This window comes from Streptomyces sp. NPDC107546 (assembly GCF_055639175.1).
In genome coordinates this window covers 30,471-56,566 of sequence record NZ_JBVKBA010000039.1, presented here as the reverse complement: position 1 = coordinate 56,566, position 26,096 = coordinate 30,471, and the positions used below count along the sequence as shown (strand labels likewise).

General features: G+C 68.6%; 20 protein-coding genes and 3 pseudogenes. 9 read left to right on the top strand and 14 right to left on the bottom strand.

What is annotated here, in order from left to right; genetic code table 11:
* Nucleotides 1–90 precede the first annotated feature (90 nt).
* Entirely contained in the window at nt 91–2,082 is a 1,992-nt protein-coding gene (locus ACZ7L1_RS34290; RefSeq protein WP_471442927.1) for a SpoIIE family protein phosphatase, read from the bottom strand.
* Between the two features lie 289 nt (nt 2,083–2,371).
* Between ACZ7L1_RS34290 and ACZ7L1_RS34285 the strand changes: the two genes are divergently transcribed.
* From ACZ7L1_RS34285 to ACZ7L1_RS34275, 3 genes and pseudogenes are all read left to right on the top strand, one after another.
* On the top strand, nt 2,372–3,199 hold the full coding sequence (locus ACZ7L1_RS34285) for an alpha/beta fold hydrolase (RefSeq protein WP_471442925.1): 828 nt from the start codon (nt 2,372–2,374) through the stop codon (nt 3,197–3,199).
* A 610-nt stretch (nt 3,200–3,809) separates the two neighbouring features.
* Nucleotides 3,810–4,388, top strand: a pseudogene (locus ACZ7L1_RS34280) (methyltransferase domain-containing protein); the annotation flags it as partial.
* 64 nt (nt 4,389–4,452) lie between these two features.
* Entirely contained in the window at nt 4,453–5,205 is a 753-nt protein-coding gene (locus ACZ7L1_RS34275) for an SDR family NAD(P)-dependent oxidoreductase (protein WP_471442923.1), read from the top strand.
* Nucleotides 5,206–5,447: 242 nt separating this feature from the next.
* Here the strand turns inward: ACZ7L1_RS34275 and ACZ7L1_RS34270 are convergent, their stop codons facing one another.
* From ACZ7L1_RS34270 to map, 4 genes are all read right to left on the bottom strand, one after another.
* On the bottom strand, nt 5,448–6,437 hold the full coding sequence (locus tag ACZ7L1_RS34270; RefSeq protein WP_471442921.1) for a hypothetical protein: 990 nt from the start codon (nt 6,435–6,437) through the stop codon (nt 5,448–5,450).
* A 275-nt stretch (nt 6,438–6,712) separates the two neighbouring features.
* Nucleotides 6,713–9,607 (bottom strand): M48 family metalloprotease, encoded by a 2,895-nt coding sequence (locus tag ACZ7L1_RS34265; protein WP_471442919.1) that lies wholly within the window; start codon nt 9,605–9,607, stop codon nt 6,713–6,715.
* A gap of 13 nt (nt 9,608–9,620) precedes the next feature.
* A complete protein-coding gene (locus ACZ7L1_RS34260; RefSeq protein WP_471442917.1) occupies nt 9,621–10,175 on the bottom strand; it encodes a hypothetical protein in 555 nt (184 codons plus the stop codon).
* A 534-nt stretch (nt 10,176–10,709) separates the two neighbouring features.
* Nucleotides 10,710–11,477, bottom strand: coding sequence for a type I methionyl aminopeptidase (gene map, locus ACZ7L1_RS34255; RefSeq protein ID WP_471442915.1), 768 nt, complete (start codon nt 11,475–11,477; stop codon nt 10,710–10,712).
* Between the two features lie 60 nt (nt 11,478–11,537).
* On the opposite strand from map, the gene ACZ7L1_RS34250 reads away from it, so the two are divergent.
* The gene (locus tag ACZ7L1_RS34250) at nt 11,538–11,813 is read left to right on the top strand and encodes a helix-turn-helix domain-containing protein (RefSeq protein WP_471442913.1); all 276 of its coding nucleotides are present in this window, start codon (nt 11,538–11,540) and stop codon (nt 11,811–11,813) included.
* Between the two features lie 44 nt (nt 11,814–11,857).
* Here ACZ7L1_RS34250 and ACZ7L1_RS34245 read toward each other — a convergent pair whose 3' ends face one another.
* Nucleotides 11,858–12,697: an alpha/beta fold hydrolase gene (locus ACZ7L1_RS34245; protein ID WP_471442911.1), complete on the bottom strand. Its 840-nt coding sequence runs from the start codon at nt 12,695–12,697 to the stop codon at nt 11,858–11,860.
* A 188-nt stretch (nt 12,698–12,885) separates the two neighbouring features.
* A complete protein-coding gene (locus ACZ7L1_RS34240) occupies nt 12,886–14,172 on the bottom strand; it encodes a glycoside hydrolase family 3 N-terminal domain-containing protein (protein WP_471442909.1) in 1,287 nt (428 codons plus the stop codon).
* A gap of 471 nt (nt 14,173–14,643) precedes the next feature.
* Between ACZ7L1_RS34240 and ACZ7L1_RS34235 the strand changes: the two are divergent.
* A pseudogene (locus ACZ7L1_RS34235) lies at nt 14,644–14,818 on the top strand (dihydrofolate reductase family protein); the annotation flags it as partial.
* Between the two features lie 268 nt (nt 14,819–15,086).
* On the opposite strand, the gene ACZ7L1_RS34230 reads toward ACZ7L1_RS34235, so the two are convergent.
* The 4 genes from ACZ7L1_RS34230 to ACZ7L1_RS34215 form a co-directional block, all read right to left on the bottom strand.
* Nucleotides 15,087–15,611, bottom strand: a complete 525-nt coding sequence (locus ACZ7L1_RS34230) for an ATP-binding protein (RefSeq protein ID WP_471442908.1) — start codon at nt 15,609–15,611, stop codon at nt 15,087–15,089.
* A 134-nt stretch (nt 15,612–15,745) separates the two neighbouring features.
* Nucleotides 15,746–15,961, bottom strand: coding sequence for a hypothetical protein (locus tag ACZ7L1_RS34225; RefSeq protein ID WP_471442906.1), 216 nt, complete (start codon nt 15,959–15,961; stop codon nt 15,746–15,748).
* 718 nt (nt 15,962–16,679) lie between these two features.
* Nucleotides 16,680–16,901 carry a hypothetical protein gene (locus ACZ7L1_RS34220; protein ID WP_471442904.1) on the bottom strand — a complete coding sequence of 74 codons (222 nt, stop codon included), beginning with the start codon at nt 16,899–16,901 and terminating at the stop codon, nt 16,680–16,682.
* The gene (locus tag ACZ7L1_RS34215; protein WP_471442902.1) at nt 16,898–17,410 is read right to left on the bottom strand and encodes a hypothetical protein; all 513 of its coding nucleotides are present in this window, start codon (nt 17,408–17,410) and stop codon (nt 16,898–16,900) included. The genes ACZ7L1_RS34220 and ACZ7L1_RS34215 overlap by 4 nt, the downstream gene beginning before the upstream one ends.
* Nucleotides 17,411–17,578: 168 nt before the next feature.
* Between ACZ7L1_RS34215 and ACZ7L1_RS34210 the strand changes: the two genes are divergently transcribed.
* Together ACZ7L1_RS34210 and ACZ7L1_RS34205 are read left to right on the top strand one after the other, a co-directional pair.
* A complete protein-coding gene (locus ACZ7L1_RS34210; protein WP_471442900.1) occupies nt 17,579–18,751 on the top strand; it encodes a sodium:calcium antiporter in 1,173 nt (390 codons plus the stop codon).
* A gap of 280 nt (nt 18,752–19,031) precedes the next feature.
* Nucleotides 19,032–19,442 (top strand): four-helix bundle copper-binding protein, encoded by a 411-nt coding sequence (locus tag ACZ7L1_RS34205; protein ID WP_471442897.1) that lies wholly within the window; start codon nt 19,032–19,034, stop codon nt 19,440–19,442.
* A 242-nt stretch (nt 19,443–19,684) separates the two neighbouring features.
* Here ACZ7L1_RS34205 and ACZ7L1_RS34200 read toward each other — a convergent pair whose 3' ends face one another.
* Complete coding sequence (locus tag ACZ7L1_RS34200) at nt 19,685–20,602, bottom strand: polysaccharide deacetylase family protein (RefSeq protein WP_471442895.1); 918 nt, start codon at nt 20,600–20,602, stop codon at nt 19,685–19,687.
* A gap of 575 nt (nt 20,603–21,177) precedes the next feature.
* On the opposite strand from ACZ7L1_RS34200, the gene ACZ7L1_RS34195 reads away from it, so the two are divergent.
* The gene (locus tag ACZ7L1_RS34195; RefSeq protein WP_471442893.1) at nt 21,178–21,483 is read left to right on the top strand and encodes a hypothetical protein; all 306 of its coding nucleotides are present in this window, start codon (nt 21,178–21,180) and stop codon (nt 21,481–21,483) included.
* A 976-nt stretch (nt 21,484–22,459) separates the two neighbouring features.
* Here the strand turns inward: ACZ7L1_RS34195 and ACZ7L1_RS34190 are convergent.
* Together ACZ7L1_RS34190 and ACZ7L1_RS34185 are read right to left on the bottom strand one after the other, a co-directional pair.
* The gene (locus tag ACZ7L1_RS34190) at nt 22,460–23,074 is read right to left on the bottom strand and encodes an MYXO-CTERM sorting domain-containing protein (protein ID WP_471442891.1); all 615 of its coding nucleotides are present in this window, start codon (nt 23,072–23,074) and stop codon (nt 22,460–22,462) included.
* Nucleotides 23,075–23,501: 427 nt separating this feature from the next.
* A pseudogene (locus tag ACZ7L1_RS34185) lies at nt 23,502–23,811 on the bottom strand (carboxymuconolactone decarboxylase family protein); the annotation flags it as partial.
* Nucleotides 23,812–24,154: 343 nt separating this feature from the next.
* On the opposite strand from ACZ7L1_RS34185, the gene ACZ7L1_RS34180 reads away from it, so the two are divergent.
* Nucleotides 24,155–26,083 carry a maleylacetate reductase and hydroxyquinol 1,2-dioxygenase domain-containing protein gene (locus tag ACZ7L1_RS34180; RefSeq protein WP_471442889.1) on the top strand — a complete coding sequence of 643 codons (1,929 nt, stop codon included), beginning with the start codon at nt 24,155–24,157 and terminating at the stop codon, nt 26,081–26,083.
* Nucleotides 26,084–26,096 lie beyond the last annotated feature (13 nt).

Below are 26,096 nucleotides of genomic sequence, written 5' to 3'. Positions count from 1 at the left end.
AACGTCGCCCGAACACGATTGACTTCATGTGCGTCCACACAGTCCTCATGCCCCTGAACACGGCACGCAGACAGACGTAACGGAGTCCTACTAGTCAGCCGCGGAGTGGGTGCGGGCCAGAAGGAGGGCGATGTCGTCGTCCACCGGTCCGTTGGGGGCCAGGGTGTCGACGACCGATGCGCAAAGGTCGTCCAGACTGGAAACGGGGACGGCGAGAGCGGTGCGCAGCCGCTGCAGTCCCCGGTCGAGGTCATGGTCCATCTCGACCAGACCGTCGCTGTACAGCCCTATCACGCTGCTGTCCGGTAGCTCGACCTCAATCGATTCGAAGGAGCCCAGTCCCACCCCGATGGGTGCACCAGGAGGTACCTCGGCGAAGTCGACCGATCCGTCCGGGGCGATGATCGCGGGTGGAGGATGGCCGGCACAGGACATGGTGCACCGCTGAGATTTCGGGTCGTACACGCCGTAGAGGCAGGTGGCTCCGATAGCCGATGGTGTGGAGGTGCCTTCGTCGAAACGGTCACGGGCGATGTCGACGGTGAGGTCATCCATGAGACGTAGCAATTCGTCGGGCCGCACTTCCAACTTGCTGAGCGCACGGGTCGTGGCGCGCAGGCGTCCCATGGTCACGGCTGCGTTGATGCCGTGACCGACGACGTCTCCGACGACCAAGGCGACGCGGCCATCAGACAGTTGTATGACGTCGAACCAGTCGCCGCCGACGCCGCCATACGTGTCCGCGGGCAGATAGCGGCTGGCCACCTCGACTGTGCTGCCGCCCGACAAGTGGTGCGGCATCAGGTCGCGTTGTATCGCAAGCGCGGTCGTTCGCTCCCGCGTGTATCGCAGGGCGTTGTCGATGATCAGTGCGGCCCGGGCCGCGAGTTCCTCGGCGAGAGCAAGGTCCGCCCTGCTGAACGGGACCGGATTCTGGCTGCGCACGAAGACGGCGATGCCGAGCATCGCACCGCGGGCCTGCAGGGGGACGATCATGAGGGAATGCATTCCGGTCCGGTGAATGACCTGCGCCCGATCCGGGTCGCTCTCGAGCCAGGTGCCGGGGGAGGCGTCGAGAACGGGCTCGAAGTAGGACCTACGATTCTTGAGCACGGTGGTGAAAGGGGACGCAGGCGGAACGTAGACCGGCGTTCCGCGCGCCCAGAGAGACTCGCGAAGATCGTCGTGAATGGAAGCGGCGCCTGCGCGGTAGAAGCCAGGGATGCTCGTATCGGTGGGCTTGAGGCGTCTCAACGGCTCCTTGTCCAGCGGCACGGCCTCGACGAGGTCGATGGTGGCGTAGTCGGCGAGGTTCGGTACCGCTGTCTCCGCCAGCCTCTGGCTGGTGACCAACGGATCCAGATCCGTGCCGATGCGGCTTTTCGCTTCATTGAGCAGACGAAGTCGTCCGCCTTTCTGCCCGGAGCCGATCTGCACAGCCACAGAACAGACGCCCAGTGGTCGACCGTCCGGTCCATCGAGACGGATCAAGGCGACACTGTAGTAACGGTCGTGAGCCCGAGGATCGGCCGGACACAGTTCATGCCCGAGGAGCGGCACGCCGTTGGACAGGACGTACGCCATAGCGCATTCCAGAAATTCTGGATGACGAGCACGGACCACGTCGGTGACATAGCCGCCCAGCTCCCGCTCGGTGCTGTAGATGTCCTGGTCGTGAACGCTCTCGTTGAACCAGACACAGCGCAATTCCCGGTCCCAGATGGCCAGACTGATCGGCGAGCGGTGAAAGAGCGCATCCACCGCACCCGGATCCAGGCCTGGCCGGCCAAATGTGTTCGGCCCCCATACGAGCCACCCCGCGCCGCCGTCAGCGTCCAGAGGAGTGACCCGCAGATCCACGGTTGCCTCATGGCCGTCGCGGCGGCGTATCCGCACCCGCCCTGACCAGGGGCTGCCGGCAAAGACGCGGGGAACTTCAGGGGCGCCCGAGACCAGCAGCCCCTCGGCGGGACCATGGAGCACTTGGTCGGCCGAATAGCCCCACAGGCGCTCGGCGGCCCCGGTCCACACGGAGACCGTCATGTCGGCACCGAGCACTGCCAGGACGTCAACCGGGTCCACAGCCCGCTCTCCAGCTGAGGATCTCGCAGAACCATCAGGGGACATACTGCAACTATGCCGCGCATGTGCAGGGCCCTCCACGGCAGAGCGCTGTGGCCTGCCCGACGCGCCCAAGGGGGGCTATCCGAGTAACGTAGGAAACACGACGTGCTCATCTGCCGCCTTCCGCCTCCCGCGTCTCCGTCGGCCCCGATGCGCGTCCGCTGCTGGTCGTGACATTCCAAGTGCGGCTCGGGCACTGAATTCGCATGCGGTGCGGAGTTCCGGGACAAGCGCTAGCGAGGCAATCATGGCCTTTGCCACTGCAAATGACGGCACGCAGATCTACTTCAAGGACTGGGGATCGGGTCCGCCGGTCGTCTTTTCCCACGGCTGGCCACTGATCGCGGACGCGTGGGATGCGCAGCTGAAGCTGATGGCGGACAACGGCTTCCGGGCCGTGGCCCACGACCGGCGCGGGGGTGGACGCTCGGGCCAGCCCTGGCAGGGGAACGACCTCGACACGTACGCTGAAGATCTCGCCTCGGTCATCGAGGCTCTCGACCTTCGTGACGCCATCCTGGTCGGTCACTCGACCGGCGGGGGAGAGGTCACGCGCTATATCGGCCGACACGGCTCGAGTCGTGTCACCAAGGCGGTTCTGCTCGGCGCGATCCCCCCGTTGATGCTCAAGACGGAAGCGAACCCGGAGGGGCTGCCGATCGACGTGTTCGACGAGATCCGTAAAGGCGTGCTGACGGACCGTTCCCAGTTCTACAAGGACCTCAGCGCTCCGTTCTACGGCGCCAACCGCGAGGGATCGACCGTTTCTCAGGGGACCCGTGACGAGTTCTGGCTCTGGAGCATGACGGTGGGCATCAAGGGAGCCCACGACTGCATCAAGGCGTTCTCCGAGACCGACCTCACCGAGGACCTCAAGAAGTTCGACATCCCCACGCTGATCATTCACGGCGACGATGACCAGATCGTTCCCATCGTGGCATCCGCGAATAAATCGGCAAGGCTTGTTGCGGACGCTACCTTCAAGGTCTACGCGGGTGCTCCGCACGGCTTGTCGATGGTTCCCGAGTTCGCGGATCGGTTCAACGCCGACCTCCTCGAATTCGCACGCGGCTGACCTGCCACACCGCGTCGCTCGCCGGTCGTCGCACGCTCCGGTCTTCGGGTGGCCGTCCGAAGCATCGACCGTCAGGCGCAGCCCGTAGGACCTTCGCCCCCAACCCCCCACCCCCCCAGCCCCCCAGGCGTCACGCGGACGACGCCCATGTGCCGCAGGTGGGCCGGCGCAGGCAGTGGCTGGCGCACGCAAGTCCCACGGCGGAGATCGGCGGGGCGGTGGCGTATCCAGGCGTCGACGTGGGTGAAACCGACCGCCAGGCTTACGGCCGAGGACGTCGACGTCCGGCCTGGACGCGCGCGGGCGGCAGACCGTCGTGGCCCTGTAGTCACTTCGCGTGACGACGGCCTGGTGTGTCGCTCAACTTCGGCGGAGCATGAGGGGTTTCGCCGATGCCGGTAGACTCATGGTGTGGCATTCATGAGCACCCCGCACTGCTGCTTCCTGTGATCGGAAGGCGTTGAGGGCGATGCCGGACGGCATCGCCCTTCTTGGTGTGCCTGCTGCGTGAACCACGTTCCCGACGCTGCCCGTTCCTCCCTGAGGCAATAAGGCTCCGAGCGCGCGTGCAGGCATGGTCTCTTCCCTTCCCCCTTGCCAGGAGTGCCTCGTGCCCGTGTCGCTGCCCCCTGCCCTCGAACTCTCGCTCGATCTGCTGCGCTGCCCAACGTGCCGCACGCGCCGCCTGCATCCCGACCACGGCGCACTGCGCTGCCCGGTGGGCCACACCTTCGACATCGCCCGCCACGGCTATGCCGGCCTCCTGACGGGCACCCGCGCCACCAGTGGCGACGACGCGGCCATGGTCCAGGCCCGGGGGCGATTCCTGTCCACCGGCGCCTACGCGCCCATCCGCCAAGTCGGGGCCCACCTGGCGGCCGACGCCGTGTCTGAGCAGGCCACGGTTGTGGACGTGGGGTGCGGCACGGGCTACTACCTGGCCGGCGCACTCGACCAGCTGCCCGGCGCCCGTGGTCTGGGCCTGGACACATCAGTGCGCGCACTGCGCGCGGCAGCCCGAGCCCACGAACGAGCAGCCGCGGTGGCCTGGGACGTCTTCCGTCCCCTCCCGCTGGCCGACGGGGCGGCCGATGTCGTGCTGACCGTGTTCGCCCCGCGCAACGCGGCCGAGTTCCACCGGGTGCTGCGCCCAACCGGCCGGTTGATCGTGGCCGCGCAGCTCGGCCAGGTGCCGCCCTAGCAGGCCGAACGCCAGGTCGGTTTCCCGCCAGAGTCCGACGGTGGGGTCCGCGATGCTCGACGCCATGAAACGACTTGAAGGAAACGTGGCCTTGATCACGGGCGGAAGCCGGGGCATCGGTGCCGCTGTCGCGTTACGACTGGCCGAAGAAGGCGCCGATGTCGCCCTGACCTTTCACAACAGAGCGGAACGCGCCGCCGAGGTGGTAGAGCAGATCAAGGCCGGCGGGCGCCGGGCACTGGCCATCCAGGCCGACAGCGCGGTACCTGAGGCACTCACCGCCGCGGTGGACGAGGCGGCCGCGATGTTCGGCAGACTTGACATCCTGGTCAACAACGCCGGCGTCTTCCTCGTCGGCCCACTTGAGGACTTGGGACCGGCAGAGATCGAGCGCACCCTGGCGGTGAACGTCCGGGCACCGTTCGCCGCGTCCCAGGCGGCAGCGCGTCACATGGGCCAGGGCGGCCGTATCATCAGCATCGGCAGCAATGTCGCCGAACGTGCGGTGTTCCCCGGACTGGCGCTGTACTCGATGAGCAAGACGGCTCTCATCGGGATGACCAAGGGTTTGGCGCGAGAACTGGGCCCGCGTGGAGTCACCGTCAATCTGGTGCACCCGGGCCCCACCGATACGGACGCCAACCCCGCCGACGGGCCGAACGCCGAGGTGATCGCCGGCTTCACCGCTGTGGGCCGCTTTGCGGAAGCGGCCGAGATCGCGGCCACCGTCGCCCACCTGGCGAGTGCGGACGGCAGGTACATCACGGGAGCCTCGATCCTCGTCGACGGCGGCTTCACCGCCTGAGCCACGCGAGCTCGACTCCACAACCAAGTTGACAGCCGGGCCGGCAAGGGGGACGGCCGCCGCGTGATCATCGGGGGTTGTGTGGACTGCTGGAGATCGTGTGGTGGCCGCGGGCCATAGCGCGGGCCCCGCCCGCTGCCAGGCGTCGAACAGGCCGGTCACGCCCGGGCCGGCTGGTTTCATGTGCAGTGGGCGCATGGAACCAGCCGGCACCCGGCGACCAACTGCTGTGGGCGCGCAGCTCAGCCGGTGCACCCCGGAACAGCGCCTGAGGGACCGCAGTTGTCCGGGGCGTTGCCACTAACCTCGGAACGGTCGAGGGTGGCGGTTCCGCGCACGGTGTAGATACCGCCGCCGCTGCCGGGGCCGCTGCCTGCGGTGTTGCGCACCACCGTGGAGCGGGTCAGTGTCAGCGCGCCGCCGTTGTAGATGCCACCACCCTGGTTCGGCGCCGTGTTGTCCCTCACGGTCGAGCCGATCAGCCGCAGGGTGCCTGCTTCATTCTCGATGCCGCCGCCATGAGGGGCGGTGTTCGCGTACACCACGGAGTCGGAGAGCGTCACGGTGCCCTGGCTGTTGTCGATGCCGCCGCCGCTGCTTGCTCTCGCGATGTTGCCGTGCACCGCGGAGCCGGTGATCGTAGCCGTGTCGCCGGCCAGGAAGTTGAAGATGCCGCCGCCGTTGTCTGCGGAGTTGCCGAACACGTCGGAGTCGCGCACGGTGAGCGAGCCGTTGTTGTTGATGCCGCCGCCGGCGCCGAGTGAGTAATTGCCCCTCACGGTTGAGTCGCTGATCGTCAGCGTGCCTTGGTTGTGGATGCCGCCGCCGGCGCCTGATGGCGCTGTGTTGTTTCTGACGGTTGAGCGGCTCACCGTCAATGTGCCCTGGTTGTCGATGCCGCCGCCGAGGAGTGCAGCTCGGCCGTTGGTGATGGTCAGGTGGTCGAAGCGGACTTGGGCGCCGCCGCGAACCGTCACAGTGGAGGCTGCCTGATGGCCGTCGAGCGTCGCCTGACCGATGCCCTGCAACGTCAGATGCTTGTCGATCGTGAAGGGGCCGGTGCAGGTCCCGATCACTCGCAGGACGTCTCCGGGCGAAGCCGCGGTGATGGCGGGCTGCAGGGCGCCGGGATTGCCGTTGCAGTCCACCTGCGTTTCGGCGGCGGCTGCCGCAGGAGCCGCTCCGACCAGGCCGACAGCCCCGACCACCGCCGCCACCGCGGCGGCAGGCACCCAGCGACGAGGTACGACCCTGCCTTGTTCGGCGAACATTTGGATCTCCTGAACTTGTCTGGACGGTACGAGGGCCCTTGATCACATACGAGGGTGCCCCAGCCGGGCAGTGCGGCCTCGCAGCTGATCGAGCTCTTCGCCCGAACAGCCCAGCGGCGAGGCCTTAAAGGATGCGTTGATGTGTCAGGAAGCTGGATCACTGCACTGGTTACGATCCGCTGACGCCTGTTGGCTGGTGCAGGTGATGGCCGTGATGTCCGGTGTCGAGGGAACGCCTACTGAGCTTGCGGCACCGAGTGCTTGTCGGCAGCAAGGACCGAGTTCATCCAGTTCAGCACGGAGCTGATGCTGTTGTCGGCAGCCGTGGCCTCACTCATCGATGTGTAAAACAGTGTCGCGTTGCCGTCCCGCAGAGACTGCAGACAGTCGGCGGTCGCCTTCTTCTCTCCTGCCATCGCCTTCAACCACAGTTTCTGTCCTTGCGGGTCCGGAACACGGAAGTAAGTGCCGGCGCGCTCGGCGGTTTCGGCGATGCGCGAGCAAAGGGCGTGGAAGCGGGACGTCTTGATCGACGTCGCGTTGGACTTCGCGGCCTCGTCGAGGGCAGCCGCAAGGTCTCTGGTTCCCGAGTTCAAGCTGTTCATCAGATCGGAGCCGCCGTACCTGGCCCAGGCCAGCAGTTGTAGGCGGCGAGTCTTCGGGGAGACTGCCGAGGAGCCGCCGGAGGGAAGGGACCGGCCCACTGTCAGGGCGACGGCGTCGTTCGCCGAAGCGCGCGACGGCACTCCCGCGGTCGTCGCAACGGCGAGTCCGACGGCCAGTACGCAGAGGACGGCAGCGCCGATCCGCCACGGGCGCAGGACACTGGTTGGGATTGCGGGAGCCGCTTCCGGGGCGGGGGATCCCTGCTGCCTGTGCCAGCGGGACGCCGCCGCGATCGTCACCGCTACCACGACCGTTACGAGCAGGCCTGTCACTGTGGCGCGCCGCACCAGGAGGACGATCTCTGACCAGGCGGGACCGGGCCACCAGCCGCAGGACGACGCCAGTACGTTCAACGGCTCGACGCACCCGTCCGACGCTGCGAGGAGGAACTTTCCCAGCGCACCGACCAGCATGGCGCAGCCGCTCGTGACGAGGGCCACAAGGATTCGGGGGCCGCGGGTTCGCGCAGCCGCCACGGCTGCGGCGGCAGCCGGCACAACGGCCAAGGCGACGATGTCCCACAGCGTGTAGGCGACGCGGTAGCCGCTTTCGTGCCAGTTGATGACCCGCCGCATGGAATGCATGTGCGCCATCACGACCGCAAGGGCGATCCAGCACAGCAGTCCACCAGCTGCGGCGGCGACCAGCGTCCGAGGCAGTTCGCGAGGTGTTCCGGCATCCGGCTCCGGTGCCTGGTCGGCGTCGGCGGAATTGGTCGTCGGGCGTCGTGTCCGTGGCGCAGATCCAACGATCCAGGCTAGGAGAGGGAGGAGCCAGAGAATCTGCACGGCCCACAGACAAAACGGACCGGAGTCGAGCGTGGTGAGCGCGGGCCATACCACGGCGATCACAGACAGCTCACTGTCGCGGGCGCCGGCTGATCCGGGGAAGGACTGCTGCAGCCAGTGTTCCATCGCGTGGCGGGAGAAAGGCCAGCCGTTCGCGTACAGGTCTCCGTAGTGCTGCCACCAGTAGAACACCGCGGTGAACACGATCCAGCTTCCCGCGAGCACCATGAGCATTGCCGGCCGGACGGCAGTCGATCGCCAGGCTTTGACCCATATCTGAGCACAATGGCATGTCCACCACACCACGGTGGCCAGAGCGGCAAGCTGCAGCGGGAGAACCCATGACCAGGCAGGCAACCAATGGTTCAGCGTCAGGCGACTGGTCATCAACTGACCGCAGATGAAGCCTGCGCCCAGCCACACGCCGGGAAGCGCTCCCGAGGGCATGGGACGGCCGGTGAGGGCCGCGTGGGCGACCGAGCGCCAGACGGCGACACCGGCGATACCGGTGACCAGTCCGGCGCTCAGGCATGCCGTTGCCCGGACGAGCGACTCCGTCAGGGAGAACGAGTCGCTCACGTAGAGGACCACCTGCCACTCCAGGAGCGCAACAGCGGATCCGGTCAGGAACATCGGCAACGCCCGGACTTCGAAGAGCGGGGCAGGGTCTGCGATGGATGCCAGACGCTCCTCCCAGTTCGGGTGGGTGCGCCACAGCCCACGCAGCCGACTCATCACGCGGCTGCGACCGCCGCGCTGACTGGCCGCGCCTGTGGCCTGGCGGCTCCAGCTGCCGGTGTCCGCGCCCCACTCCACCGCGTCCAGGTCTGCGTGCACCTCCCGGCTACGCAGAACATCGGCGCGCGCCAGATGGACAAGGGCGACCATGAAGCATGCCGTGAGCACGTTGCGGAGAACGATCGGCAGGCCTCCCTGCCAGAAGTCCGACGGCTCCCAGAAGATCCGGATGTGCCAAGCAGCGTACGGCAGCAGGATGATGCAGAGGAACGCACGCCACAAGGCGACGGTCGCGTATGTGATGCCGATGTCACCGTTGCGGATGTGCGCGAGTTCGTGGAGAACGACGGCGCGGAACCCCTGCGGGTTGGTGGATCTGCCGGTGATCAGGCCGCCGTGCAGGCAAATCGTGAAGCGGTTGATGCGGCCGAAGGCGGCTGCGCTGGTCGTCGCCGCTGACGGGTCGACCACGACTCTAGGTACGCAGTCGAGCCCCGCTGTCGCCGCCAAATTCGCCAGTTCCGCACGCAGGTCTCCCGCGGGGTCGATCACCTCCAGCGGGACTACCCGGCCGGCCCGTGCTTTCCAGGCGGGCAGGCTCCAGAAGAGCACGGCGGCGACCACCAGGAGAAGGGCGGTCCAAGCGAGTGCCGACCACCACGGCAGGCCGGGAGCGTACCGGGCGCGGCACGCGTCGTATGCGGCCTCCTGGGAGACGAGGGCCCTCAGGTTGCCGAGGTATGCACCGCTGTTCGCGTCGAACCCTGCGGCGTAAGCGCAGCCGAGACCGTCGTTCGTGAGGAGAAGTCCCTGCAGGACGGCCAGGGACATGCCAAGACCACTGGTCAGCACCAGAAGCAGCAGCAGGACGAAGCGCATTGTCGTACCCGAGCCCAGTACACGGTGATCGATCCGTGCCGGGAGGGTCTGGCTGGTCATCGGTCTTTCCGGGCTAGGCTCGCGCAGTGTGCGGTTCAGGGCCGCTGTCTTCGCTTCCGCCGACTGACCGTCCGGTGCTGCCATCGCTGTCTGTTCGGTGGACATCGGCGGGTCGCGAGGGATCGGTCAGCGCGAGCCGCGCCACGACGGCGTCCGCGAGCGCAGTGGCCAGACTGTCATCGATCTCGTTGCGCCTAGCCGATTCCAGTACGCCCCGACGAACCTCCAAGAGCTGATCACGTGTCAAGGGAGGTAGAACTACGGGCTCGACAGGTCTGCGCACAAGCCTGCTCAGCCTGGCTTTGATCATCCTGCCGGTACCGTCGACTGCGGCCCCGGCCAGGCGGCGGGCCGCTTCGTCCAGCACGAGCCATACCACGGGGGTGACAAGCGCAGCGACCTCTCCCAGTCCGAAACCCAACGGCTCTTCAGCCCGGGCCCGCCGCCCCAACCGTCGCACGACGGTCGCATCGTCGAACACGAGGAGACCCTCGAGCAGGGGCAGTTCATGCGAAGCTGCATCGGCCACGACGTCACGGACCACGTCGCGTACCAGGATTCCGCCCATGGCCCGATCATCCCGGTCGGCTGGACCCGCTGTCTGTGCCAAGGCTCGTTCCCCCGTCCTTCCGACTGCAGCCAAGCAGAGAGGCTACTGCGTCACCTGGCGTTCTGCAGCACGTGGCCTGCAGCCGGGCTGGGGTTCGGCCACGCGCGTCGCGCATGGGGGTCGGTGACACGGTGATCGCGGATCCCGAGGTGGACTCTCGATGGAACGCTCGCAGCTCAGTGGCTATGGATGAGCACCGTAATGATCGCAACAGGTGTGGCGCAGCAGTCCTGGTCGCCTTCACGCACGCGGGACCAGCGCGTTCGCAGGTCCCGAGCAGCGGAAGGCCGAGTGTGAGGCCCGGCGCCCTGCCCGCGCCGGCTGCGGGGCGAAGAGTTCACCGATGAACGCTGGGACGCTGTTGGGCACCGCGACTTGGTCAGCTCACCGGACCTATCTGCACCTGCCTGACGCGTGCGAGGGCGGGTCATCGACGTCGCGTGCCATGCGGCGTCGGCAGCCGGTCCCGGATCCGGCAGTGTCCGGAGGACGTCAGGGCAGGGTCAGAACGCGGGGGCCCTGGTCGGTGATGGCGACGGTGTGCTCGATGTGGGCGGCCCTGCTGCCGTCGGTGGTGCGCAGGGTCCAGCCGTCGACATCGGTGCGGTAGGTGTTCTGCCCGCCGGCCATGAGCATGGGTTCGATGGCGAGGACCAGGCCGTGGCGGAGGGGGAAGCCACGGCCGGGGCGGCCGCGGTTGGGAACATGGGGGTCTTCGTGCATGCGGCGGCCGATGCCGTGGCCGCCGAAGTCGGCGGGCATGCCGCAGCCCGCCTTGCGGGCGACGGTGTCGATGGCGTGGGAGATGTCGCCGATGCGACTGCCCACCTGGGCGGCGGCAATTCCGGCGTCGAGGGCTTGCCGGGTGGCGTCGATCAGATCGAGGTCGCCGGGGCGTGGCGTTCCGACGGGGAAGGTGATGGCCGCGTCGCCCGTCCAGCCGTCGAGCTGGGCGCCGCAGTCGATGCTCACCAGGTCGCCGTCGCGCAGCCGGTAACCGGTGGGGATGCCGTGTGAGACGGCGTCGTTGACGGACGTGCAGATCACGGCCGGGAAAGCGACCGGGGCGAAGGACGGCCGGTATCCGAGGAACGGGGAGCCGGCTCCGGCCTCGGCCAGAACAGACCGGGCCGCTTCGTCCAGTTCTTGCAGGGACACTCCCACGCCGGCTGCTTCTCGGACCGCTGCCAGGGCGCGGGCCACCACACGTCCGGCTTCCCGCATCGCGTCCAATGCGGCATCGGTCTTGATCTCCACCATGTGCTGCGACTCCCCGCCTCGAGTAGACCCAATACTTATACCGGTATTAGTATCACGGTCATGGTGAGGACTCCTCTGACACCGTGGGAACGGGAACGCGGCGAGCGGTTCGGCGCGCTGCTGCGTCGAGCGCGCGGCAGCCGGAGCATGACGGAGGTGGCGGCCGCGGCGGGGGTTTCCGCAGAGACCCTGCGCAAGATCGAGACCGGCCGGGCCCCGACCCCCGCCTTCTTCACCGTCGCGGCCCTGGCCGCTGCGCTGCATGTGTCTCTGGACGAGTTGGCGGCCGCGTGCGCGTATGGCCCGGAGGGGCAGGAACCGGCACTCTCGGCTTGAGACGTGGGCGGCGCCGCACCCCCTGTCGCTCAACCAGCCTCACGTCACCCGCACCACATGAATTCCCGCAGATCGGCGGTGAGTTGGTCGGCGTGCGTGGCGAACAGGCCGTGACCGGCGTCCTGGTAGACCTTGAGTGTGGCGCGGGGGGCGAGGGCCGCGGCGCGGCGGCCAGTGATGTCCAGGGGTGCCGAGACGTCGTGCGTGCCGTGCAGGACGAGGACCGGCAGGTCGAGCTCGGCCAGTTCCGGGGCGACGTCCACGGTGACCACCGTCTCCTGGAGGGCGCTGAAGGCGCGGGCGGTGGAGACGAGGCAGCGGTCGGACAGGTAGCGGATGTGGGCGGAGGACACATCGTTGCCGGGCAGTTGGAGAGCGAAGAAGTCGCGCAGCGCATCGGGGTCGTTGAAGAATGCCGCCCGGTCCCGCAGGTAGGCGGCGTTGCCGGCCCGCATGACCGCCGGGTCCCAGCCGTCCGGGTTGCCGGCCGAGCGGGACACGCCCGGGGTGATGCCGGCGACGAGCGCGATGCGGGCCACCCGGTCGGTGCCGTGTCGCGCCAGACAACGCACGATCTCGGCACTGCCGACCGAGTGTCCGATCACAGTCGCCGCGCGCAGGTCCAGGTGGTCGAGCAGGCCGTACAGATCGTCGGCGAGCGAGTCGAGGTCATAGCCGCCCCACACATCGTCAGAGCGTCCGTGCCCACGCCGGTCCAGCGCGACGCAGCGACGGCCTTCCGTGGCGAGCGGCAGCGTCTGGTCCTCCCACATCTCGGAACCGAGGTAGGCGCTGGAGACGAAGACGGCCACCGGGCCGTCGGCCGGTCCGTAGTCCGTGTAGTGAAGGCGGGCTCCGTCGACAGGGCTGGTGAAGTACGGCATGGCAGGCCTCCCGGAATCCGGACGTTGGGCGAGTGGTACGCCCTTGATGGTTCCGCAGGCCCACGCGGGGGGCGATTACCTCCGGGGTCATGCTCGACCAGATCCTGGAAGCGCCGAGGATCTGGCCCAGCTCTGCATCGACGTGCTTCGGTGTGCGCTGGTTTGCGGCCTTCGCAAGAATGCTTCGCTCAGCGACAGGCGAGCAGGCCGGAGTTGAGTTTGGCGGTGAGGATCCGGTGCACGCTGTCGTTCACCTGGGCCCGGAAGGAGGCGTTCTGCTGCATCCTGGTCAGGACTGCCTGTGTCATGGCCGGTATGGTGCTCGGCTGCACCGTCAGGATCATGTTCCCGCCCGCCGTAAGGAAGTTCAGCGCCCGCTGCGCCGGCGTGTACGACCGCACGGCGACCGCTTGCCCGAGGTCGTCGGAGATGACCACGCCTTTGAAGCCCAGTTGGGTGCGCAGCAGCCGGCCGATGACCGTCGGCGAGAAGGCCGCCAAATGCGTGGAGTCGATTTTGGTGTATTTGGCCAGGGAGACCATCACGAACGGTGAACCGGCCCTGATCCCGGTCCGGAAGGGCGTGAGACTGGCGCTGGAAGCAGTTGTCACCGAGTCCACGACGTTGGCCGTGGTGTCGGTGTTCCCGAGCACCTGACCCAGCCCGGGAAAGTGCTTGAGGGTGGTCATCACACCCGCCTGAGCGAAGCCGGCGGCGAAGGCGCCGCTGTGTGAGGCCACCGTGTCCGGGGTGTGGCCGTACTCACGGAAGTAGTGGCCGATCGGGCCGTTGCGGGTACCCAGGCCGGCCGGGACGACATCGGCGACGGGGGCCAGGTTGAGGCCGACTCCGGCGGCCTTGAGCTGACCGGCCCACTGGGCGGCCCGGGTCCGCAGGGTTGCGGTCGACCAGCTTCCCTGGGTCAGCGCGTTGGGTATGGCCGCGAAGCCGGGACCGCTCAGTACCTGCACGTTGCCGCCTTCCTGGTCGGTGGCGACCAGGATCCCGACCCGCCGCCCGGCGACCTGGTCCGCCTGCCGCTGGAGACCGTCCACCAGGCTTCTGGTCGCCTTGACACCGGCGCTGCCGCGCCCGGTCAGCATGATGGACCCGACGTGGTTGTCGCGCAGGACACGCAACTGGGCCTGGTCGGGACGGGCCGCGGAGATCCCGCCCATGAAGAGCTGCCCGACACGTTGAGCCGTGGTCATGCCGGAGAAGATCTGGTCGGTGCAGGAGGCGGCGGGTGCCGCCGAGGCGGTATCGGCGGCGGTGCCGCTGCCGGGCACTGAACGCCCGCCGCCGGGGGTTTCGGCGCCATGGCTGGTGGTGGCGGACCGGGCTGAGTTCCCCGGGCGCACCTGTGAGGCCGGTGCGCCGCAGGCGACCGCGGCCAGCAGCATGGTGACCACCGGCACTGCGGTGCGCAGGGCTGCTGAGCGGCGGCCTCCGCGCGCTCGGGTACGTGCTGTCATGGGTGTCGCTCCTGACATTGATGCTGTCACTTGGCTGTGGGCCCACGGCATCAGGGGACCCGGGGATCGCGCGATGAGGGCGCTGTGGATCCCCTCCCGTTGCGGCGAGCTCGGCACTCGGCCTCACACCAGCATGCCCACCCCGGCGCGGTGACGCGACCGGTGCGGAATCCCCGAGCCGCCCGTCGGCGGTCTCGGCCCGGCATTCTCGGGAGTCCTGCCGGGCAACAGCTGCTCAGACTCCGTTTGTGGCAGGCGCACGGGAAGGTCGTGTTGCGGGGGCGACTGGTCACGTCGATCCACCCGTGGTGGGCCTGCACTACGGCGGCCACGATCACCACCCGGAGTCCGGTGCCGCCGGCCGAACGCGACCGGCTGGTGGCGGCGCGGGAGAAGCGTCCGACGGCGGATGCGGCGCTGATCCGTTCGACGGCACCTGGCGGCCTTCCTTCATGTGCCTGACGCCACGGCCTTGCCGACGCCGACCTGATCGACCGTCACCACCTGCTCGTCTTCCCCCTCCTGCTCGGCGCGGGCAAGCGCCTGTTCAGCGCAAACGGAGAAGGACACCCAGAAGCTGAAGCCGGTCGAGCACGAGGCCTACGCCAACGGCCTGCAGAAGAACGTCTTTGACCTCATCCGCTGACAAGGCACCCGCGCTCGCCGTTCCCTCGCGTCCTGCGGACGTGGCACTCGGCGGAGGTACCTGCTCGGCGTGAAATCGGCTCGCCCATACGCGGCGACCAACATGCTGGGCCACGATGCGTCCCGGCGGGCGCCGGTTGCTGGACCCGTTCGGGTCGAGGAACCGGCGATGTTTGGTGCCCGGGCGAGCCAGCCACCGGCCCACGGTTCGTTCGCTGATTGTGGCGCTGCCAGGACCCGCTGATCGGCATGGGCGGTGAGCTTCTGGGTCAGTCCCTCTGGGGTGTGCTGTCCGCCAGGGATGCGGGCAGGACAGTCCGGTCGATGGCAATGCGGCTGTCGTTCTCGGCAAGGCGCAGATGGGCTGTGATCTGCTTTCCCGGAGCGCGGGGTAGGACGCTCACTTTGCTGCTGGCCGCGCGTACCAGGTGCAGTCCGTGGCCGCCGACGCGCTGCCGATCGTGCCTCCGGAAAACCGGTTCTTCGGCGGAGGTGTCCCACACGGTGATCGTCAGCTCGTCATCGGAGAGCTGCAGGACCAGTCCGCAGGGTCCGGGGGCGTGCCGGACGGCGTTCGCTATCAGCTCGCTGACGACAAGCTCGGCGTCCAGGACGACAGATTCGGGCGCCGCGGCGCGGCCGGAATGCGGGGCGTGGGCAAGGAAGGCGCGCAGTGCCTGACGCGCGTCCGCAGCGCGGGCGGCGCCACGGGCCCAGGCCGTGCTGTAGCACAGCACGGCGTGCTCACCTGTGCCCCGCTCGTCTGCCGCCTGCTTCCTAAGCGGGAAGACCATGTGGCTCTTTCGTTGTCTCTCGGCCGTTCGGATACGGTTTGATCGTCCTGCGCGTACCCCGGTCGCCGAGCGTGCATACCACTGACAGCGCAGCAACCTCGGCGCTGGACATCGGTGCGTGCCGGGACGTTCGCCTAATGCCTTTCGTCCCGCCTACGCATCCGCCTCAGCGCTCGTCGGATCAGGAGCAGGGTCCCTGCTGCGAGCATGGCCATGCCCATGAAGATCAGGAATCCGCCGACGGCGGCCAGGACTACGGCCACCAGGGCCAGGAGGGCGCCGATGAAGAGCACGAGCGTGCCGACCAATACCAAGATCATCGCGGTGACAAGCAGAAGAAGTGCGAGCATCGCCATTGCTGCCTCCAGCCCCTCGCTCGCTCTTTTTTCGCTTTCTGGCGAGGACTGGGCCGCGCCGCACTGACGCAGCGGTGACGGTGCCCTCGTCGGTGGCCTTCTCTCCCAGCCGGTAGATCGCCTGCTCGACTGCCGATCATCGTGACCGCACGGTCAGACAGACAGACAGACAGACGGACAGACGGGGCCGGGCGTGATAATCGGCACGTCAGTATGTTGTTGCTCGCCTCCAGCCTCACCCCCGCGATCCACGGACGCCAGCACCCACCGGCTTCTCCGAGCTCGCCCGCCGAGGAAGTGACGGGAGCAGGTGAGATCACCGTTGGCCCCGTGTGCGAGGACCAGCGCCAGGCACCGGTCTGTGCCCGAAAGGAGCCTTTGACTTTCGGATGGCCGGCCGAGACGCTGACGGCGTGGATGGCAACCGGATGAGCGGTCCGGCGAGTGGTTGCGCGTGGCCGGTACCACGCTGGGCAGCCGGACGGTGGTCTCGGTGGCGGGCGAGGTGGATCATCTGACCGCGGCCCGGCCGGGTGACGAGCTGGGCCGCGGTGCTCAGCGGTGCGCGGTCGGTCGAGGCGGACTTCCGCCGGGTCGGTTTCTGCGATGGTGCTTGCGTGGGCGGGTCGTGTCCGTCTGGATAACGAAGTCCTCCTCGTCATCGCTGAGCAGGCGGGGACGGCCTCCCGCGCACCGAGACATCTCACGATGCCTAGTCGTCAAGCTGCTGTGGCCAACTGGGATGGGAACGCGATGCGTTCGTCGAACGGTTCGAGGCAGCTTCGCAAGCCGCGTGGGACGGGTCGATGTGTACCGCGTCCAGCCCCGTGGCCGCTGCCCGGTCGGCCCGGTTGCGGATCCACAGCACGCCCAGCACGGGATACACCGCGCAGGCCACCCGCAGCGCGATCAGGCACATGGTCGGCTGGCTCATGACCTGCGATCCTCGGCGTCCGTCTGTCGGGGCGTGGTCCAGCCGTGGCGAACCCCATATGGCTCCCGATCGTCCGTCCTGGTCACCTCCGGCGTGTGGAAGCCCCGAGTCAGGATCAGGCTGCGCAGGGTGCTGTACCCGAGCAGGACGGTCGCGGCCGCGGTGAAGAACAAGCCGAAGAGGTCGTCGTACCCCAGGCCGTCACCGGTGCGGAGCACGTGCACGAGGCCCCAGCCGCTCAACACGGCAAGCAGGGCCCACACCGGCCACAGCAGCCGGTGCGTACGCCGACGCCGCCGTACGTCGGCCGTGGACCGGAGCACGACCCGCAGCCGCGCCTCGCAGTGCAGGCAGAACTCGCTCGTCTCGCTCGGCCGATCGGCGAACCGGTCCAGGCTGCCCACCCCCGCGCTGACCAGCGTCGCCGTCTGTGTGCTGTCACCGACGTGCCGCGTGACGTAGGTGTGCGTGATGCAGTACTGGAATCTGTCCGAAACCTCGCTCGCCACAGCGCCTCCCCGCTCTCGCGACTCCCGCGGAGTTTCTTCCCTTCCTTGACAGTTCACACCCACGGGCGACAGTGGCGGGCACGTTCGGCGACGACGCAGATCTCGTTGCCCGTTGGATCACACGGCGGCCCCGCCGTTCGCCCAATCGCCGGGCTCGGTGCTGCCCCGATGCCGCGGCATTGTCCGGAGTCGTTGACGGGGGCTGGGCCGCGAGGCCGTGTCGTGCGCGGCGCGGTCCGCTGGTTCTGTCCTGGATCGGCGGGTAACCCCAACGGCATGGGATCTTTGGGTTCGTCATTGTTGCTGGTGTTGTTCGTGGCCAGTGCGGCTGTCATCTGGATTGCGGGTATCAAGCTGTCGGACACCACCGATGTGCTCGCTGAACGGCTTCACCTCGGCAGCGCGCTGGGCGGTCTGATCCTGCTGGCGATCGCGACGAACCTTCCCGAGATCGCGATCACCGTGAGTGCGGCGATGGCCGGCCAGCTCGACGTCGCGGTCGGCAACATCCTCGGCGGCATAGCCATCCAGACCATCGTCCTCGCGGTCCTGGACGCGGCCGGGGTTCGTCCGCGCGCCCCGCTGACCCGCCTGGCGGCCAGCTTGCAGCTGGTCCTCGAGGGGGCCATGGTGGTGGTCGTCCTGGCCGTGGTGGTGATGGGCACGCAGCTGTCCCCGAACCTGCACGCCGCCCGCCTGGCTCCCGCTTCGGTGGCCATCGCCGTCCTGTGGGTGATCGGCCTGGTTCTGCTGAACCGGGCCGGCCGGGGTCTGCCGTGGCTGGAAGGTGGCGACGCCCCGGACAGCCAGCCCGAACCGCGCGGCCACTCCAAAGGCAAGAAGGAGAAGGCCGCCAGCGACAAGGGCGTGAGCACCGCACGCGCCGGGCTGGTGTTCGGCGTGTCCGCACTGGCCACGCTCGTGGCCGGTGTCGTGATCGAGCGCAGCGGTGAGGAGTTCTTCGCCCGGCAGGGCCTGAGCGGCGTGCTGTTCGGCGCGACCGTGCTGGCGGCGGCCACTTCCCTGCCCGAGGTCAGCACCGGCCTGACCTCCACGAAGCTGGGCGACTACCAGCTCGCCGTCAGCGACATCTTCGGCGGCAACGCCTTCTTGCCCGTGCTGTTCCTGCTCGCCACCGTCATCTCCGGCAAACCGGTCCTGCCGGCCGCGCACGACACCGACATCTACCTCACCGCGCTCGGGATCATCCTCACGGTGGTGTACATGGCGGGGTTGATCTTCCGACCACGCCGTCAGTACGCCCGCATGGGCGTCGACAGCATCGCCGCGGTGGTCATCTATCTCATAGGCATCGCCGGACTGGCCACCATCGCCGCCTGACCACGAGACGTCCCGTAGCCCACCTCCGGTGGGGCACTGTCGGGTGCTTTACGCGTCCTGCTCAGCGGGACGGCAACCAGCCGCCGAAGGGAAGACGGATTCGCCGGCGGCACCTGGAACCCAGGGGCCTCGGCAGCGTTCCCGCCCGGCCCGGACCCCATGGACCGGGCCGGCCCTGTTTGACGTGGTTGAGGTGGGTGAGTCGACAAGGGTCGAGGGTTGAGCAGGCACGGCCGGCCCGGTGTGCCACCTCCGGCGCCCCGAAGAAGGAGGCATCACCGTGACCACCAGCGTGAAGGACATGCTCGCCACCTACCCGGCCGATCTGGGCGACGTCGACCGCGACAAGCTCACCCGCTGCATCGAGGAGTGCATCGCCTGTGCCCAGGCGTGTACGGCGTGCGCGGACGCCTGCCTGTCCGAAGGCATGGTCGGCGAGCTGACCAAGTGCATCCGTACCGACATGGACTGCGCCGACATCTGCAACGCCACCGCCGCCGTCCTGTCCCGCCACACGGGCTACGACGCCAACATCACCCGCGCAATCCTCACCGCCTGCGCCACGGCGTGCAAAGCCTGCGCCGACGAGTGCGCCTCCCATGCTGACCAGCACGACCACTGCCGCATCTGCGCCGAAGCCTGCCGCTCGTGCGAGCAGGCCTGCAACGAACTGCTGCAGTCCCTCGGCTGAACCGCGCGGTGGCCGACTTCCGTCGACGGGCCCGCATCGCAGCGCGGGCCGGAACGGTGAGCACTGGTCGGGAGGTCGCGATCGCGGGCCCGTGAACGCGACCTCCCGGAAGGCCCTCAACGCCGGCGCGCACTCTTTCCTGGACGCCGCCCCGGCAACTTCTGATCCGCACGGGAGGCGGCGGCGACAGCACGACCATCCTGAGCACCCTCACCGCCCGGACAGCCGGCCGGGCGGGCGTCTCAGGCGGGGAAGCCGTAGCTGTAGCCCTGAGCGTCCAGCTGGTCGAGGAGGTGGGCGAGGGCCTGCACCGTCTGTGAGCGGTCACCGCCGCCATCGTGCATCAGGATGATCGTGCCGGGTCGCAAGTCCTGGTTGATGTTGCGCAGGATGCCGTCCACACCCGGGCGCCGCCAGTCGTTGGCGTCGTCGCTCCAGCCGAGCGGCTGCAGGTGGTTGGCGCCGGCTATCGCCCGGATCGTCCGGCTCCAGTCGCCGCCGGGTGCCCGGTAGTACATCAGCTTCGCACCGTTGCCCGCCGCGTTGGTTATGTCGCGCTTGGCCTCGACGATCTCGCGGATGTTGTACTCGACCGGCTTACGGCTCTGCTGCTCGTCGTGATGGACCGAATGGTCGCACAGCCGGTCCCCATCCGCGACGATCGCACTGGTCAGGTACGGGTACCTCTGGGCGAGCGGCCCGATCTCGCAGAAGGTGGCCTTTGCGTGGTGCTGGGCGAGGAGCGCCAGCACCTGCGGGGTCCACCGCGGGTCCGGGCCGTCGTCGAAGGTGAGCGCCACGGACTTGCCGCCGCCCTCCACCCCGTGGCCGACCACTACGTCGGAGCCCGTCGGGGCGCTCGGCAGCTGCCCGAAGGCATGCGCCGAGCCGGGCTGCGAGGCAGGCCCGGACGGCACTGCGGCGGAGCCTCCGTTGCGGCCGGACGGCTTTCCTCCTGCGGCGCGGCCGGATGCCGGCGCGGACGGGGAAGCGGACGAGGTCGACGGCGCCCGGGAGGGCGGGTGCGGCCCGGGAGAGGCGGGCTTCGCCGGGGGAGTGGCGCTGCTGGGTGGGCTCTGGGCTATGTGCCCGCCTGCGTGCGGCCCGCACGCCGTGAGCACGGCCCCCGCGATCGTCGCCGTGATGGCGGCTGCCGTCATCCCTTTGATTCTGGCCGATGCCACAGATTTACCTCCGTCGGCACCATTCGGTGCCGGAATCGGTGTTGGTACTGGTCACGTCGATGCACAGGCAGGGCCGAGCGCAGGAGTGCTGCCGGTCGATGGCACGGCGGCGTCCGCAGTCAGGGTCCGCTGGAGATCCGCGTCCCTGCGCGTCAGCGCCCAGGGGTTACCGGTACCTCCGAGCGCTCCGGGGATCGGTCACGCGGCGGGCCCCATCGCCCGGCCGCTGATGCCCCACTCTCATGGGAGATGACCAATACATCCATGTTTGTGCCTGGTATCGGACCACGATAAAGGACGCGTGAGGCCTTGCTTAACAATTCCAATACGTGATGAATGTCGCATTGCATCCTGAGATGAAAGGATGCGAGTCAAAAGGGAGACATCAACTTCGGCGGCCTCGGCCCGATCCCCGACCAGGCCACCGCGAATGTCCCTATGGACCCCCATGGCGGCCACCAGTGAGCGTCGCCTCTCCACCCGCAGGTGGAGAGCTCATTCCGCCCCCCGGGGCGATCCGCCGGACATCACGGTCATGCTGGAGTGCTCCTGTGACCGCCACGCTGCAGCAGGCCCACGGCCGCTCACCGTTGCGCGTCCAGGCCGACGCGGGCGCCCTGCCGCTGCCTGACGCCTCCGTCCCCGTCATCGCCGCGATCGACATGCTGCTGTTCCCCGACGAGACCGCCCGCGTCCTGACGTCGGACGGTGTACTGCTGTGGATCAACCAACTCGGCAGCGATGGACCGCTGTACCTGCCGGCCGATGACGTCACAGCAGCCCTGCCCGGCCGGTGGCAGGCCGTCGAAGCCGAAGCCGGCTGGGGCAGCTGGGCCGTCCTGCGCCGCACCCGCTGACACGCCTCCGCCCTCCGGACCGGACCTGGAGCGGCCTCCGTGCCGGTACTGGGAGGCCCGTCCAACGGGGCACAGGCCGCGAAGCCACCGGCACGGCGCTCCGCCCCTTCGGGGCGGCGCGACTGCTGCGGGGCATCTTCCTCTGGTCCAACCGGGTGATCCGAACGAAAGGAATCGGTGCCCGATTACAGGAGATCGAGGCGAGGCCCTTCGAGTGAATAAACCGGAGCAAGGCCGCCTGACTCGCAGTTCGCTGGTTGTTGAGGGGAACTCCAAACCATACGTTCAGGTCCAGCGCTCACGGCGTCGGCGCCCGTGCACAGAGTTCGTCCACACCTGCCACAGACCACAAAGCCGAGAGGAACAGTCATGCGCCTGATCCGCTGCGCTCTCGCTGCTGCAACGGTGGCGGCTTCCGCCTCAGCCATCGGCCTGTCCCACTTCTTCACGGACTGGATGCCCCGGAGTTCCGATGCCACGCAAGTCCGCACGGTCAGCGCCCCCCGCATCTCGGAGAGCGAAGCCGAATCCCCCCAGCCGCCCGTCACAAATCCGGGCCCGCAGGCATGGGCGCCCCCCTGTTACAGCTACGGCGGCCCCTACTGCGGCTGGGTGGGGACCTACTGGGGTGGCTGCGACAAGGAGTGGGGCCTGAGCTTCGGAATCAAAAGCCCTTATTGGATCTGCCCCCACGACCCCCGCCCGAGTCCCTCGGACACATCCAGTCCGTCAGCCACATCGAGTCCCTCGGACACATCCAGTCCGTCAGCCACATCGAGTCCCTGGGATATTTCCAGTCCCTGATACTTCAGCCACCGCCGGAAGCAGCAGTTCTTCTTGACCAGTCCGGCCGAGACTTCCCGCGACCGGCAACAGCGGCGGTGCGCACCTGCCGGTGGCGGTCGAACCGCAGGTGCTGCCGAGGGGAGAAGAACCAGGGACCAAAAGTACTGCCGGTTCCTCTTCCGGCCGGGCGTCACGGGGCAGAACGACGTCGGCGGAGCCAGGCCAAAGCCAGCATTCCTAGGATCATCAGCAAAGCGCCGCCCGCGATCAGGATGTGGGTAGCACTCACAAGGCAGGTGCTCCAGCCGGCAGCCGCTGTATCACGCGGAACAGGCGGAATGGCGCCCCCGGGGGCGAGAGCCTTCGGCTCACCCTGGCCGTTTTGATGCTGGTCCCCCTTCTGGGGCGACGGGTAGCCGGACGAGCCACTCCCATCAGCAGTTGTACCACCATGCGGACGAGCATGGTCCCCGCGGTCCCGGTGGTCCCCCCGGTCCCTGCGCTCACCGTCGTCCTCGTCGTCCTCGTCGCAGTGGGCTGCCGGGAAGGGAAAGGCTCGCTCGTGGCGGTCGAATGCCTTCACCACGAAGAGCGGGTGCACCCTGAAGAAGTCGTGAATGGCAAACTCATACTGGTTGGCGGTCTGGGTGGGGTAATTCACGTCCAGATACGTCGAGACAGTAAAGCTGCTCCACGGTGCCGTCGGCGACGAGGAAGAGGATCCCGGGGTCCCTTGGAGGACGAGAGCCTCAGGTCCACGCCGGCCATTGGTCAGAATCGCCCTCAGCCCCTTGTCGATGAGCACGACACGACGTCGGCTGTAGCAGTGACGCCAGGGATTGTGGTGACCGTGGTGGCCGTCCCCCTCATGAAGCCACAGGGAGCCGGACGCGTGCCGTGCCGAAGCCTGCGCAGCGACGCCGACCGACGGAGACACGAGGGCGATAGCCGCACCCGCCAGGGACGCCGCGACCCAAGGACGAAGATTCATTCGATGACCTCCATGGGTGGCGGACGCAGGAGACCGCCTGCTGCGCGACACATCGAATCCCAGAAGAAGTTAAGAGAAACCAGCTCGCCGCATCCCGAACATCCATGTGAAGCCCTACTCCTGTCACTCAACCGCAGCAGTCCCATGGGCCGCCTGCGCGTTTTCCGACAGCGCGGTCATCCGCGTACCGGTCCGGATGTCGTCCTCGCGGAGCCCGGGCCGGGCCGCATTCGCCTGCCGATCAGCTCGACATACTGGCGAACATGCCGGGCTCGTACGAACCCCCAGGTCGTGCACGATCACGTTCATCCGGGTAGCCGCGTTGATCAGGGCGACCAGGCAGACCAGCGCACCGACCTGGTCGTCGTCGTAGTGCTCGCGCACCTCGGCCCAGGTCTCGTCGGCACGCCCTGCTCGCCGAGCCGGGTGCCCTCTTCGGCAAGCGCCGGTGCGGCCCGCTTGGCCTCGGTGAACACGGTGGAATGACGCCAGGCGGCGACCAGCTTGAGCCGGAGCGCGGTTTCACCGGCGGCCGCGGCCTCCTTGGTGTGGTGGGGATCATGCGACACCTGGCGGACCACGTCGAGATCCGCCCCGGCCGGAACGGACGCCGCGTGTATGCCTGGCTGCGCGTCACGCCGTTCCCCGTCAGCGCGGGGCAGCCGAGCCTGGCGGCCTAGGCACCGGAGGGGACGACCGGCGCTCCGCGGCGCGGAACAAGCGCACGGGCGCCGTCCCCCGGGCGTGTCGTGCGCGGTGCGCCGACTCCGGAACACACGCGCGTTTCGTGCAGCGCGGCGCGTGCATCGTGCAGGACGACGCACCGCCCTCCTCCGCACACTCGGTGCCCCAAGCGATCGACGCGCACCGGATGACAAGCGGAGGCAGAACTCAATGCGGACGTTCGTCTACACATCCCGTCCCTCACGGGTCGTCTTCGGACCCGGCACGGTGGGCCGGCTCCGCGAGGAGGTCGCGCGGCTCGGCTGCTCCCGTGTCCTGCTGCTGTCGAGCCCGCCCCTGGCCCGGACCGCCACGCGGGTCCGCGAGGCGCTCGGAGACCTCGTGGTGGCGGAGTTCGACGGCGCCGCCATGCACACCCCGGTCGAGGTCACCGAGCAGGCGCTCGACGTGCTCACGCACGCCTCGGCCGACGCGATCGTGGCCGTCGGCGGCGGCTCGACGACCGGCCTGTCCAAGGCGCTGGCCCTGCGTACGGACCTCCCGCAGGTGATCCTGCCGACCACCTACGCGGGATCCGAGGTGACCCCGGTGCTCGGCGAGACCCGGGACGGGCGCAAGGTCACCCAGTCGTCCCCGGCGATCCTGCCCGAGACCGTCGTCTACGACATCGACTTCACCCTCACTCTGCCGCTGCCCATGACGGTGACGAGCGGCGTCAACGCCCTGGCGCACGCCGTCGAGGCCCTCTACTCGGTCGACGCCAACCCGGTGACGGACCGGCAGGCCCTCGACGCGATCTCGCGCATCGCCCGGGCGCTGCCCCGGTTGGCCGCCGATCCGGCCGACCCGGAGGCCCGGGCCGACCTGCTGCACGCCGCCTGGCTCGCCGGTACCTGCCTCGCCACGGTCGGCATGGGCCTGCACCACAAGCTGTGCCACACCCTCGGCGGCAGCTTCGGCCTGCCGCACGCCGAGACCCATACCGTCGTGCTGCCGCACGCCATGGCCTACAACGCACCCGCCGTCCCCGAGGTGATGCGCCGCATCGCCGACGCCTTGGGCGTGCCCGACGCACCGAGCGGCGTGTACGACCTCATCGTCTCCCTGGGAGCCCCCACCTCGCTGCGCGACCTCGGCATGGCGGAGTCCGACCTGGCACGCGCGGCCGAACTGGCCGCCTCGACGCCGTACCCCAACCCGCGTGAGCTGACCGCCGAGGGCATCGGCGAGCTGCTGGCCGACGCCTGGCAGGGCCGCCGTCCGCAGGGCCCGCCGTCGACGGAGGCGAAGTTGGCCCGGCTCACCGAGGAGGTGGTGGCCAGCTTCGCGCACGCCCCCGACCCCCGGGTCCGTACGCTGATGACCGACCTCGTCAGGCACCTGCACGCCTTCGTCGCGGCCAACGACGTCACCGACGCCGAATGGCAGTACGCCATCGACTTCCTCACCCGCACCGGACAGATCTGCAGTCCGACCCGCCAGGAGTTCGTGCTGTTGTCCGACACGCTCGGTGTCTCCAGCGCCGTGGACCTGCTCACCAACTCCCGCACGCCCGACACCACTCCGTCCGCGGTGCTCGGCCCCTTCTACGTGGAGGGCCCGCCCGAGACCGCGCTCGGCAGCGACATCTCCGGCGGCCTGCACGGCACCCCGCTGTGGGTGGACGTACGGGTCACGGACAGCGACGGCGAGCCGGTCAAGGACGCGGTGGTGGACGTGTGGCAGTCGAATGAGGACGGCTTCTACGACGTCCAGCTCCCCGATCTGGAGGGACCGGTGCTGCGGGCCCGGCTGCGCAGCGACGCCCAGGGACGGATCACCTTCTGGTCCATCCTGCCCTCGCACTACCCGATTCCCGAGGACGGACCGGTCGGGCAGATGCTCGACGCGGTCGGACGCCATCCCTACCGGGCGCCCCACCTCCACTTCATGTTCGACGCGCCCGGCCACCGCCGGCTCGTCACGCAGCTGTTCGTGGCCGGCGGGGCGTACCTGGACAGCGACACCGTCTTCGGCGTCAAGGACGAACTCGTCGTCGACTTCACACCACAGTCCGGCCCCACCCCCGACGGCCGCCCGGTCGACGGCCAGTGGTGCCGGCTCGACTACACCTTCCGTCTCGCCCCCCAGGCCGGATGACCGAGGAGCGCCC